The 12563-nt window shown below is 46.4% G+C and carries 12 protein-coding genes; 5 read left to right on the top strand and 7 right to left on the bottom strand.

Translation table 11 applies throughout. From position 1 onward, the window contains the following. Positions 1 to 15: 15 nt before the first annotated feature. Both AACT18_RS06430 and AACT18_RS06425 read right to left on the bottom strand, forming a co-directional pair. Positions 16 to 717 carry a response regulator transcription factor gene (locus AACT18_RS06430; protein ID WP_094143215.1) on the bottom strand — a complete coding sequence of 234 codons (702 nt, stop codon included), beginning with the start codon at positions 715 to 717 and terminating at the stop codon, positions 16 to 18. Further along, the gene (locus AACT18_RS06425) at positions 714 to 2309 is read right to left on the bottom strand and encodes a sensor histidine kinase (protein ID WP_094125133.1); all 1596 of its coding nucleotides are present in this window, start codon (positions 2307 to 2309) and stop codon (positions 714 to 716) included. Before AACT18_RS06425 ends, AACT18_RS06430 begins: the two co-directional genes overlap by 4 nt. Positions 2310 to 2485: 176 nt before the next feature. On the opposite strand from AACT18_RS06425, the gene AACT18_RS06420 reads away from it, so the two are divergent. Then, positions 2486 to 3052 carry a phosphoribosyl-AMP cyclohydrolase gene (locus tag AACT18_RS06420; RefSeq protein WP_088728990.1) on the top strand — a complete coding sequence of 189 codons (567 nt, stop codon included), beginning with the start codon at positions 2486 to 2488 and terminating at the stop codon, positions 3050 to 3052. Between the two features lie 69 nt (positions 3053 to 3121). Here AACT18_RS06420 and AACT18_RS06415 read toward each other — a convergent pair whose 3' ends face one another. After that, positions 3122 to 3610 carry a hypothetical protein gene (locus AACT18_RS06415; protein ID WP_010319103.1) on the bottom strand — a complete coding sequence of 163 codons (489 nt, stop codon included), beginning with the start codon at positions 3608 to 3610 and terminating at the stop codon, positions 3122 to 3124. 321 nt (positions 3611 to 3931) lie between these two features. On the opposite strand from AACT18_RS06415, the gene AACT18_RS06410 reads away from it, so the two are divergent. Next, positions 3932 to 4939: a substrate-binding domain-containing protein gene (locus AACT18_RS06410; RefSeq protein WP_026027817.1), complete on the top strand. Its 1008-nt coding sequence runs from the start codon at positions 3932 to 3934 to the stop codon at positions 4937 to 4939. Positions 4940 to 5009: 70 nt separating this feature from the next. On the opposite strand, the gene edd is transcribed toward AACT18_RS06410, so the two are convergent. Together edd and AACT18_RS06400 are read right to left on the bottom strand one after the other, a co-directional pair. Further along, a complete protein-coding gene (edd, locus tag AACT18_RS06405; RefSeq protein ID WP_094125134.1) occupies positions 5010 to 6821 on the bottom strand; it encodes a phosphogluconate dehydratase in 1812 nt (603 codons plus the stop codon). Next, entirely contained in the window at positions 6818 to 7351 is a 534-nt protein-coding gene (locus AACT18_RS06400; RefSeq protein WP_013856467.1) for a gluconokinase, read from the bottom strand. The genes edd and AACT18_RS06400 overlap by 4 nt, the downstream gene beginning before the upstream one ends. Before the next feature lie 160 nt (positions 7352 to 7511). On the opposite strand from AACT18_RS06400, the gene AACT18_RS06395 reads away from it, so the two are divergent. The 3 genes from AACT18_RS06395 to AACT18_RS06385 all read left to right on the top strand — a co-directional run bounded on the left by AACT18_RS06395 (position 7512) and on the right by AACT18_RS06385 (position 10546). Further along, positions 7512 to 8888: a GntP family permease gene (locus tag AACT18_RS06395; protein WP_094142984.1), complete on the top strand. Its 1377-nt coding sequence runs from the start codon at positions 7512 to 7514 to the stop codon at positions 8886 to 8888. Between the two features lie 26 nt (positions 8889 to 8914). After that, entirely contained in the window at positions 8915 to 9523 is a 609-nt protein-coding gene (locus AACT18_RS06390; protein ID WP_094125445.1) for a bifunctional 4-hydroxy-2-oxoglutarate aldolase/2-dehydro-3-deoxy-phosphogluconate aldolase, read from the top strand. 159 nt (positions 9524 to 9682) lie between these two features. Beyond that, the gene (locus AACT18_RS06385) at positions 9683 to 10546 is read left to right on the top strand and encodes a DMT family transporter (protein ID WP_017045125.1); all 864 of its coding nucleotides are present in this window, start codon (positions 9683 to 9685) and stop codon (positions 10544 to 10546) included. An 88-nt stretch (positions 10547 to 10634) separates the two neighbouring features. Here the strand turns inward: AACT18_RS06385 and AACT18_RS06380 are convergent, their stop codons facing one another. After that, positions 10635 to 11588, bottom strand: coding sequence for a hypothetical protein (locus AACT18_RS06380; protein ID WP_017045126.1), 954 nt, complete (start codon positions 11586 to 11588; stop codon positions 10635 to 10637). A gap of 30 nt (positions 11589 to 11618) precedes the next feature. Further along, a complete protein-coding gene (locus AACT18_RS06375; protein ID WP_017045127.1) occupies positions 11619 to 12326 on the bottom strand; it encodes a hypothetical protein in 708 nt (235 codons plus the stop codon). Between the last annotated feature and the right edge of the window lie 237 nt (positions 12327 to 12563).

The following is a 12563-nucleotide window of genomic DNA, read 5'->3' as shown; positions in this document are numbered from 1 at the left end:
AGATAAGAGTTAAATTTATCCATTTCCTGTGCGTTGCTCACCACTATTTTTATCGAGAAAATAGCCCATACCGCGTTTAGTTTTAATCAGTGCTGATGAGAAAGGGTCATCAATTTTTTTGCGTAGACGACGCATATACACATCGACTACGTTGGTTAGGGGATCTTGATGGAGGCCCCAAACATTAGCAAGAATCCGTTCTCGGCTAAAAATATGACCGGGTTTATGCATCAATAGCTCTAATATGGAGAGTTCTTTGGCGGTTAACTCAATGGCTTGCCCTGCCCGTGTTACGGTCATGGTTGATAAGCAGAGCGTTAAGTCTGCAATGTGCAGAGTGGGCATTGGCGCAGAGTCAGAATGTCGACGTTGCAGCGCATCTAGGCGAGCCAGTAACTCTTCAAAATGAAAAGGTTTTGCCAGATAATCATCCGCACCAATGCGTAGGCCCCGAACCCGTTCTTCAACTTCGCCCAGTGCAGAAAGCATCAAAATGCGCACATCAATACCGGCTTCACGTATTTGCTGACAAAGAGTTAATCCATCGGTGTGCGGAAGCATTCGATCTAAAATTAAAAGATCGGGCTCGCCGCTTATGAGTGTTTCAAGTGCGTATTGCCCATCATTTAGTCGCTGAATGTGGTGACCTTCTGCTTTGAGCCCTCGCTCAATAAAGTTGGCAATTCTGGCATCATCTTCAATTAAAAGAATTCTCATGATTCTTCCTCTTCCAGTTCAAAGGTAAGTGTAACGGTTGTGCCTTGAGCCAATTGGCTTTGGAATGCGATGGTTCCGCGTTGCTGTTGCACAATGTTATAAGCCAGCGTTAAACCAATCCCCAAGCCATCAGGGCGATAGCGTTTGCCGTTTTCGGACCGAAAATAGCGTTGGAAAATCTGTGCGAGGTCCTCTTGGTCAATGCCAATACCGTGATCTTGCAATTGAAGATGAAATTGCTGGGGCTCAACTAGCAGAGTGAGCGTAATAGGCTGGTGATGTGGATCATAGCGCAATGCATTATCGACGATAATTCGCACGGTCATCAGTAGCTTATCTAAATCAGTATGAAAGATCCGAGCTTGCCAGTTTGCCTGTTGTGGGTGAAGACATTCAAGTTGCACTTGATGCGCGTGAGTTAAAAGGGTGGCTTGTCTCGTCACCGACTGCCATAGACTCTCTAAGGTGATAGGGATAAGAGTCGGTTGGAACAGCTTTTCATCTTGACGGATAAGCAGCAATAAATCGTCGATCCGGTAGGAAAGGTGGGTTGCCGATTCATTGATACGCTGTAGCGTTTGTCGATACTCTTCATCACTATTTTGACGACTGCGAAGGGTAATTTGCGCTTCTCCTAAAATGGCCGTTGCGGGAGTACGCAATTCATGGCTGACGTTCGCAAAAAACTCTTTCTGCTGGCGTTTAGCTTGCTCCAATGTTTCGAGTGCATTGGCGAGTTCTTGGGTGCGTGCAGTAACTTCTCGCTCAATGAGTTGACGCGAAGCGATCTCTTTTTGCTGCGCATTTTCAAGGCTTTGTGCCATGTAATTAAAATGCTGGGCTAGGGTTCTGAGCTCACTTGGCCCGCTGACCGATACTCGATGGTTAAGATGGCCTTGTTCTAAAGCTGAAGTGCTTTTTAGCAGTTCAGCTAACGGTTTGGATAAGGTGCGCAGTAACCAGCCTCCGAGTAGCAAGCCCAAGACTACCCCTAGTAATGATAAGGTTACAATGACATTTTCTACATCAGATAATGATTTCATCGCTGCCGCTTCATAGCGTGCAGTACGTTGTTTCTGTAGAGAAATAGCTTGATTCAGCAGCTGGCGTAGGTCGGTGTTATCCACCTTATCAAAGGTGTCACTGAGTAAAAGCCAGCGATCATTATTGTCTGTGATTTTTGCGATTTCCCAGGATCGAAGCGCTGTTTTTAATCGTCCAAAGTTAGTTTCAAAGAGAGAAATGACTTTGATTTGCTGAGTGATCTCGGCAAAGTCTTGGTTGGTGATACCGTGTTGTTGTGCTTGCTCGGTTAGCAAATAGAGCTCGCTGAGCAAATCTTCAATCTTTGAAAAGCGCATGTCTCGTTTGAGCGTGCTGCCATCTTTGGTCAATAAATACTCGGCAAGCCAAATTTTCAACTGCTGTTTTTCCGTGCTCAACTGCATAAAGCTTTGCAAGATTTGATTGGAGATCTGTCCGCGCTGAATGTGCTCATTAGCGACGTTATTTGACCATAAAGCGGTGCCAGCTTGGGCTAAGATTAGGGTGAGTAACAGAGCCAGTACGAGAGATAATTGATAACGAAACATAATGATCGCCGCATAAATTCAATAGATGAGCAGAGTAAGCGATCCGTTGGTATTGGGTAAAGAATATTCATCTGAAGTTAATCTAAGCGCATGGTTTAGGTTCATCGAGAGGCCGTAAATTACTCCCATCAACCACATTACTCCCATCAACTAGATAATTAGATAAGGTCTTCATCATGCAACGTACACATAAAAGAATTTCTATTTCAGCATTATTACTTTGCGGGTTGTTACCGCTGTCCGCTCAGGCTTCTAATTTATTGGTTAATAACAATATTAGCCATCAAGAGGTGCTTGATGCCCAGCAAGCTTGGGGAGAAGCGTTAATCAAGATAAGCCAGACTTATGAACAAAAAGGTCATGCTGAAGCGAAGAAATTGGCACAGCAAGTGTTAGACCAAGCGTATGGCTACCAACAAGGTGCGGTGCTTTTCAAACCTACGCTTGCCAGTGGGGATCAAACCTTTCGTACAAAAGCGGACGGAGCGCTATCGTATTTTGTCGGCAGTGATAAGCAATACCCACAAGATTCTGGCTTTGCACTAAAAGGTTGGAAGGAGTACAGCTTTGATAATGCAGCAGTCTATATCAACGGCGATGTAGCCCTAACCATGGGGCATGTTAAGCTCATCGACAATAAAGGAAAGCAAACCGTGGTGGATAAAAGCTGGGCATTTAAGAAAGATGAACAGGGCCAACTGCGAATTGTTCTGCACCATTCATCACTGCCATTTCAGCCTTAACTGAGGGGAAAACTTTTAGATGTGGGTGATGGTAATACACCCACATCGCAGGTTTTGCAGTAGTGCCAGTTAAACGCCAGCACGCTTGAGCAGGCCAGCCATCAGTGGCGAGCTTGAACGAACCTGTTTTGATTTGTTCTGTAATGTTTTAGCCAACGTCGGGTTATTGATGCTTTTGGCAATGTAGGCCATTGAATGATAGAAATCTCCTGCAGATTTCATTTTATTGGCGTCATTTAATGGCGCTAACAGTTGCACCATGGTTGTGCCACTCATTGCTTGTTGGGTGGCGTACTCTTGTACTGCATCGAGTAGAAGATCGAGATCGACCATCGCTTCGGCACTTTCCACACCATGTTTTTTCATCTCTTTGCGGTTACGTTTACGCATTTGCTTAATGACAAAGGCCGGTTTGTTGAGCTTTTTAAAAGCAAAGTAACCAAGAACGACTGCAAGCACGACACCGCCCGCCACATAACCCCAAATAGAACCGGAAGATTCAACAACAGGCTTTAGGGTTTCAACGGTATATTCAACGGTAGTGGGTGTATCAGACATTATTATTTCCTTAGAATGCAGCTTCAAAATCAGAAGCTATTAATTAATCTGGCAGGGGGAAAAGCGCCTTGCGATGAATCAAAGATCCATGAAAAGGAGAGCTTCTGCCTCACATTACTCTCTTTTTGGGGTGAGGAGGCAAGAAAGCAAGCCCATTTTAGGGATTATTAATCAGTTTGTTGATAATTGTGCGACTTGGTCACACAAATTACGCCATTGCCTCTGTGTGTATGAGCTTAGCGAGGTGATATAAAGATTGAAATGCACAGTCGTCATGAGGTTTAATGTTACGGTAACATTCAGTTGGAAAACAGAATAAAAATGAGCAGTATGCAACGTAAAACTAGGCCTACCCTGCAAGATATCGCAGACCGCGTGGGGGTGACGAAAATGACCGTTTCCCGTTTTCTACGCGACCCCAATTCGGTCGCATTGGCAACCCAAGAAAAAATTGCCGCAGTGATTGAAGAATTAGGTTATATACAAAATCGCGCCCCGGCGATGTTGTCGAAATCGTCAAGTAAGGCGATTGGTATTCTTCTGCCTTCCTTGTCAAACCAAGTGTTTGCCAATTTAGTTCAAGGGATTGAGTCGGTAACCAAAGCAAGAGGTTACGATACACTTATTGCCCACTTTGGTTATAACGTGCAAGAAGAGGAGGAGAAAATTGCCTCGTTGCTGTCGTATCAAGTCGATGGTCTTATTTTGACCGAAACGCACCACTCCGAACGTACCATCCAAATGCTAAAAGCGGCGGGTGTGCCAGTGGTTGAAACGATGGAGCTGCCAGACAAGCCGATCAATATGGCGGTGGGGTTGGATCACGAGCAGGCCTCGTATCATGTGGTGACGCAGATGATTGATAGTGGCAAACAGCATATTGCCTATCTCGGTGCGCGTCTTGATACTCGAACGCAGTTGCGGATGAATGGCTATGATCGTGCAATGCAAGATGCAGGCTTAACCGCAGTTCATATCCTAACTCAAGAGCATTCAAGTTTTACTCTCGGCGGTGATTTACTCGAACAAGCCCTAGAAGAGAGGCCAGAGATCAACGGCATCTTCTGCACTAATGATGACATTGCAATTGGTGCCATGATGAAGTGTGCACATCGAGGGCTGAAGATTCCTCAAGATATTGCAATCGTGGGGTATAACGCGCTCGATATAGGTCAAGCGATTTCGCCAAAGCTAACCAGTGTAGAAACGCCTCGGTTTGAGATTGGCAAGAAAAGTGCTGAGCTATTATTGTCCGCACTGGCTGGTGAAGTGATTGAGCAGAAAGTGTTCGACTTAGGCTTTAGTGTCACCGATGGCGAGAGCCTGTAGTCAGCTTGTTATTCAGCCATTGAAGTGGTTGGGTTTGTCACTTCAATGGCTACATCAAGCTCATGTTGTATCAATTAGGGTAGAGGAACGAAGCCCCTTGATTGGCGGCAGAGACATTATCTCGGCACACTTTAAACAGATCGCGCCCCCAAGTTTGCTGTGTGAGCTCAGTATCACAGGTGGCGATATCGCGGCCTTCGGTTGGCGTTAAGTTCTCTAATCGGCCTGTCACCGCATCGACGCGGATCCTATCTCCCTCTTCAATAAGCGCAATTGCGCCGCCTCTTAATGCTTCCGGTGAGACGTGAATAGCCGCAGGAATTTTACCAGAAGCGCCGGACAAACGACCATCGGTCACTAACGCAACCTGATAGCCCGCTTTTTGTAAGTTGCCCAAAATCGGCATCAACTTATGCAGCTCAGGCATGCCATTGGCTGCTGGCCCATTGAAGCGGACTACAACTACGCAATCTTGATTGAGCTCGCCGCGTTGATACGCCTGCTCAACCTGATGCTGGCAAGCAAACACTTTGGCGGGCGCTTCAACAATGCGATGTTGCTCAGCCACGGCAGAGACTTTGATCACCGCTTGCCCAAGGTTACCCGATAACACTTTAATGCCACCAGAGCGCTGAAATACCTTATCAGGCAGGGCGATTACCGAGGGGTTTTTAGTTTGAGTACACGCTTGCCACTCTAACGTATGGCCCACTAATTGCGGTGATTTTAGCTGATCTGCAAATTCACCAAACACGGGTTTTACGTCGCTGTGAAGTAACTGCGCTTGATGCAGACGCGTCATCAACATGGGCACGCCGCCTGCGAGCTCAAATTCATTGATATCAGCCGAACCATTGGGGTAAACATTCACCACAAGAGGAACGACGTCAGACAGATCACTGATATCTTGCCAAGTCAGCACAATACCCGCCGCGCGAGCAACAGCCAGTAAATGAATGGTATGGTTTGAACTGCCACCAGAGGCGAGCAAAGCCACTAGGCCATTGACTACGCTTTTTTCTGTCACCACCTCATAAAGTGGACGGAAATGCGCCGTGCCATCGCTCATGGCGGCAAGGCGGATTGCGGCATGTTGCGTCAATGCAAGGCGCAATGGGGAAAAGGGAGCGACAAACGCTGACCCTGCCAGCATTAAACCCATCGCCTCAAACACTAATTGGTTGGTATTGGCGGTGCCGTAGAAAGTGCAAGTGCCCGGGGAGTGATACGAAGCGCACTCCATATTCAGCAGCGCGCTATCATCAACCAAACCCGCCGCGTGTTTTTGGCGAACATCGACTTTCTCATCATTAGTAATGCCAGTGGACATTGGCCCTGCGGGAATAAAAGCCGTTGGCAGGTGCGCAAACGCCAGCGCGCCCATCAGTTGCCCGGGCGCAATTTTATCGCAAATACCGAGCAGTAATGTGCCATCAAACATATTGTGGCTGAGTGAAAATGCCGTGGCTTGTGCAATCAAATCGCGTGAGAACAACGACATATCCATGCCCGCTTGGCCTTGCGTTACGCCATCACACATCGCCGGAACGCCGCCAGCAACTTGAGCCGTGTGGCCAAATGGGGCGAGCACTTTTTTGATTTGCTCAGGGTAATCTTTATACACTTGGTGCGCGCTAAGCATGTCGTTGTATGCTGTGATAATGGCTAAGTTAGAACGCGTTAAATCGAGAATGTGCGCTTTTTCTTGAGAGCAAGAGGCGGCGACGGCGTGAGCCAAATTACCACAAGAGAGTGATGCTTTACCCTTGCCACTGTGCTGCTGTGCCTTGGCGCGGTTGAGAAACTCATCACGCAAAGTACGGCTACGCTGAATAATTCGTTCGGTGACGGCTGTGATGGTTGGGTTTAAGGCTGTACTCATGCTGACACCTTTTGACCATCTAAAGTGAGCTCGCGCAATGCCACTAGGGCGCGCTCTACAACCTCATCAATATCCGTATCGATATCAACGATAGCGACTTTCACTTCGTTGTCGGGGCGCTCTAACGTATTGAACTGGCTTTCCACCATGTTCGCTTTCATAAAGTGGCCTTTACGCGCTTGCATGCGCTTCATGATTAAATCAAAACTGCCATCGAGAAAGAGAAAGGTCACATTTTGGTTACCGTCACGGATTTGATCGCGGTAGGTTTTTTTCAACGCAGAGCAAACAATCACGCCGTGCTCATTTTTACTCTCTAAGCTAAAAGCCGCGTCACGGATGCGCTCTAACCAAGGTTTGCGATCGTCATCATTTAGCGGCTCTCCGCCTGCCATTTTGAGAATATTGGCTTTTGGATGAAGGTCGTCACCGTCGATGAATTTCGCCCCTAATTTCTGGGCCAGTTTCGCGCCTACAGTGCTTTTTCCGCAGGCGCATACGCCCATTACAATAATGCTACTACCAGTCATACGGACTCCTTGAGTGGTATTCTGAGCTGGATCTCATTTTTTAAATTCACTTGGAAATATGACTTTATCTTATCCATGTTATCGGTAACATGTTACCCGTAACTTAGAGATTTGTGAACTGAAACACAAACAAAACAATACGTGATATAAGGTGAAGAACATGGAATTGATGACTCAAAGCAGTAACCCTGCTTACCTATTAGCAATCGCGGGATGTGCGATTGCAGCACTACTGATTTTAATCATGAAGTTGAAGATACACGCCTTCGCTTCATTAACCTTAGTCAGCCTTGGCACTGCAATTGCCACCGGCGTTGCGGCGGAAAAAGTGGTCCCAACCATGATGTCTGGTTTTGGTGGAACCCTAGCCTCCGTTGCTTTGCTGGTCGGCTTAGGTGCGATGATTGGCAAAATTTTAGAAGTGACGGGCGGTGCTAAAGTGCTGGCCGATACCTTGATAGGCCGCTTTGGTGAAGAAAAAGCGCCGTTTGCACTGGGTATTGCTTCATTACTGTTTGGTTTTCCCATCTTCTTTGATGCGGGATTGATCGTGATGATGCCGATCATCTTTAGTGTAGCGAAGCGCTTTGGTGGCTCACCATTGAAATACGCGCTGCCTTCAGCCGGTGCTTTTGCCGTGATGCATGCTTTTGTGCCGCCTCATCCTGGGCCAGTTGCGGCTTCAGAGCTTTTAGGTGCTGATCTTGGTCTGTTGCTGATTGTTGGTATCTTGGTCGCGATTCCTACTTGGTATTTTGGCGCTTACCTCTTTGGCCTGTATGCGGGTAAGAAATTTGATATTCCACTCTCTAAAGCGTTTTTTAATACCGAGCAAATTATTGATGAAAATAAATTGCCAAAATTTGCCACGGTATTAGCGATTTTAGTGATGCCTGTGCTGCTCATTTTTATGGATACAGGTCTTAATACCCTTGCGGTAGCAGGCGTGATTGACGGCAAAGCACCATTGGTTGAATTCTTGCGCATGTTGGGTAAAACCCCGGTGGCACTGTTGCTGACTCTGCTAACTTGTTTACTGGTGTTTGCCAAAGATTTTGGAATGAACAAGCTGGAAAAACTGTGCAGTGACTCGTTAGCGCCTATCTGTGCGGTAATTCTTGTGACAGGTGCGGGCGGCATGTTTGGTGGTGTGTTACGCGCCAGTGGCATTGGCCAAGCATTGGCTGACGTGTTATCCGATACAGGCATGCCTATCATAGTCGCGGCATTTGTGATCGCAACTTGCTTACGTGTGGCGCAAGGTTCTGCCACCGTGGCATTAACCACCACCGCCGCTTTGATTGCGCCAATTGTGGCACAAACCACCGGTTTGAGTGAGTTGGATTTATGTTTTATCGTGATTGCGATTGCTGGTGGTGCAACGGTACTATCTCACTTTAATGACTCAGGCTTCTGGCTGGTTTCTCGCTTGATGGAAATGGATGAGAAAACCACACTCAAAACTTGGACTGTGATGGAAACACTGCTTGGTAGCATCGCGTTTGTGATTGTCGCTGTCCTAAGCTTCTTATTATAAAAAGCGTTTTACTATAAGGTTATGAAATGAAAACTCTTGAACAACGATTGAAAGAAATCAAAATCGTCCCTGTGATTGCGATTAATGATGCTAGCCAAGCGCTCCCTTTGGCCAAAGTGTTGGTTGAAAATGGGTTGCCATGCGCGGAAGTGACCTTTAGAACAGAAGCGGCTGCAGAATCGATTCGTTTGATGCGTGCCGCCTACCCAGAGATGCTGATTGGCGCAGGGACAGTACTGACCACGGCGCAAGTAGACCAAGCCATTGAAGCGGGCGTGGATTTTGTAGTCAGCCCCGGTTTTAACCCAACCACGGTGAGATATTGTCAGCAACGTCATGTGGCAATTGTTCCGGGCGTCAACAACCCAAGTTTGGTTGAGCAAGCAATGGAAATGGGTTTGCGCACATTGAAATTCTTCCCAGCAGAGCCTTCAGGTGGCGTGGCAATGCTCAAAGCATTGACGGCGGTTTATCCGGTCAATTTCATGCCAACAGGTGGCGTTAGCCCAAGTAACGTTCAAAACTATTTGTCGATTAAATCCGTAGTGGCGTGTGGCGGTACGTGGATGGTACCGACAGATCTGATGGATAAAGGTGATTGGCAGGGAATTGCGGAATTGGTTAAAGCGCTATAACCCTTTCTATTTTTTTTAAGAACAACGGCTTGCTTCGGTAGGCCGTCTTTTTATTCCATGCGGATCTCTGACCATTAACGATAAAAGTAATCGAGAGTAACGTGCGATCAAAAATCTCGTTACAATCGTCCTCCTACTCATTTCACGATAAGCCAAGCTATGTACGCAAACCGACGCGCAGAATTAATTTTAGTTATCACGACCTTATTGGCCGCTGCGGGCTGGGTGTTTTCTAAACAAGCCATTCAAGGCCTACCGCCTTTTGGCTTTATTGGTGTGCGTTTTCTTTTAGCGTCGCTGTGCCTACTGCCATTTTGTCTTAAAGCGCTGCGCCAAGCTTCACTGCACGATTGTTTAAAATCGATGAGTGTGGGCGTGTTGCTAGGTGGCTCGATTTTTTGCTGGATCCACGCGATTTCCATTAGCGATACGCTAGGCGAGGGCGCATTCATCATGAGCCTCTCTATGCTGTTTGTTCCATTATTAGCATGGCCGCTGTTTGGCACTAAACCGGCGCGCGCATTTTGGTTGTCGCTACCCATTGCACTGATTGGGCTTTTTTTACTGTCGTGGAATGGGGAGTGGGTCGTCGCGACCAGTCAGTTGTGGTTTATGGCTGCGGCCTTTAGCTTGGCATTGCATTTTAACTTTAACAGTCGTTTCTCGGCTAATCTGCCGCCGATGTTGCTCACTACATTACAACTGTTTGTTGGTGGCTGCCTTGGTGTATTACTCTCTTTACTGTTTGAGTCATGGCCAGATCAAATAAGTTTGATGACGTGGAAGTGGCTTGCTCTGAGCGTATTACTCGCCACCAGTTTGCGGTATTTGATGCAAACCGTAGGTCAAAAGCACGCCAACCCCACCAATGCGGCGATATTAATGCTGCTTGAGCCAATCTGGACACTGGTTCTGAGCGTGCTGATTTATGATGAATCGATGCCAGCGAATAAGATTTTCGGCTGCGGCTTGCTGCTCTGTTCGCTTCTTTTCTATCGAATGGGCCATTTTCGTCATCGCTAAAATCATTGCTAATCTTTCAAAACGGTTTTTGCATACTTTCTAGAGTCAAGGTGTGGGCTGGGCTGTAGGCATTGAATACGATGTGGCTCTATTGCACATCGCCTAAAGGTCGACAAATTAGCCCGCCTTTTATCGTCTCTGGGATTATTATTGAGTCATCGCTGTTTGGTAAATACAGTGACTGTAATGAAATAATGGTATTTTCCAAGTCTTGATGACTGGATGCGCCAAACCAAATCAGTTGTTCACCTTTCCCCTGTATAAGCGCGTTTGAGTACTGAGGTTGCTCACCCGAGGCGGGCATTTGAAGCAAATACTGCTTCCCTTCTTGAACTGAACCTAACGCCAATAGGTTGAGATTTGGGTGTTCAACCGGATTGACGACAAAAATGATCAACTGTTGAGATGAAACCTGAATAACAAAGGATTGAGTTTGCTTATTGATAATGGTCAGGTGATACCAGCCGCTGTTCATCACCGAATGGTAAATAAGCTGTTTGGGTAGGTGGTAAGCGCTACCATCTGCTGGCAGTTCTTTGCTTTCTAGCCCTTGGAAGTTTGTAGGCATACTCGTACTGATTAACCAACATTCGAGTTTGCCACCATTGCCTTGAGTGATAGAGATAGAAATGGTAGAGGTATCGCTGCCAGAGATGAGAATCAAAGAGGCATTACCTTCGCCTGCTGTGGTTCCGGGAACGATAAGCGTAGCCGGGGGCTGTTGGTTACTCCAAGTTATGGTCAGTTCAACATTTCTGTCGTGTTGAGATAAATTGTAGACAACCACGCAATACATTTGACCGGACACCAGTGAAGTACAACTGGCGGTTTGCCCTTCTTCCAATTGAATTAATCGGCCATCATCCCAATCGATGCGAGAACCAGACGCTGGATCACTAGAGCTTGGATCAAAAGTGGCGAATGCTGAAGAAGGTGAGAGTAAATGAAATACGCCCAGACAGGCGATTCCGACGGATGAACGTAAGAAACGCCTTCTGGGCAATGACGTGACAAGCGGAACTGGCTGGCCTGTTTTCGCCATGTACTTAATCTTCTATAGCATCATGGCTATTTATAGGTACTGAGCAACAATGGTCGAATTTGAAGAGTTTTGCTGACTATCCGCATTCATCCACACTTTTTGGCGGCCGCTACCTTGGTCATCATAGGTAATGGTTTGAGGTAAGTCTTTTGGTTTGATGATCTCGTAGTCGGCGCCTTCGGTCACTGTACCTGTCGGTATTATGACGTTACCTGGGTCACCTACTGGGTTATTGATAAAGACTTTCGCTTTGTTTTCAATAAACTGAACAGAAATAAACTGATTTTGTGGACTGCTAATGGTTAGTTGATACCAACGGCTTTCTGGCACGGCGTAGTAGCGATCACGCTTACCATACGAGTTGGTATCGCCATTGAAGGGTAATGGCATGTTATTGATACCTGAAGTATTGGTTGGCATCCCTACGCTGCCAATCCACGCATCAACCTTCCCTCCAGACTGCTGATCAGAGATCGAGATCGAAACGGTTTGAGTATTACTACCTGACACCAAGGCTAAGGCGGCTAAGCCTTTATTACCCGTTGTACCAGGCACTGTCACTGTTTTGGGTGGGTAGCCGTTACCAATGTTAACATTCACCGGAATATCATGATCCTCTCCAGATGCGTTATACAAAAAGATGGCATATAGCTGGCCAGCTTTAAGTGCTTCACAAGTTGCGGTATCACCTTTTGCTAGTGAAATGCTACGTCCATCATTCCAAACTGTAGTACTCATTGTCATTCCTTAAAATAAGTTAAAAGTAAATTTGAACACCATTTTGAGCGTTCACGGCTCAATACATCAGGTTCAAAAACTCTAGGTTAGCTTTTTTGTATATGCAAACAATTTCAATGCAACCAGTGTAAACTGGTTTTTACATAAGTAAGAATAATCTTCACTTATCAATGATGTGATCATTAATTAATTATGTGTATATCTTTGAAATGGTGAGTTAAAACGGTGGAGTAAGTT

Origin of the sequence: Vibrio sp. V04_P4A5T148 (assembly GCF_963875605.1) — a bacterium.
Classification (GTDB): domain Bacteria; phylum Pseudomonadota; class Gammaproteobacteria; order Enterobacterales; family Vibrionaceae; genus Vibrio; species Vibrio anguillarum.
This window is presented reverse-complemented; position numbering and strand designations above follow the sequence as displayed.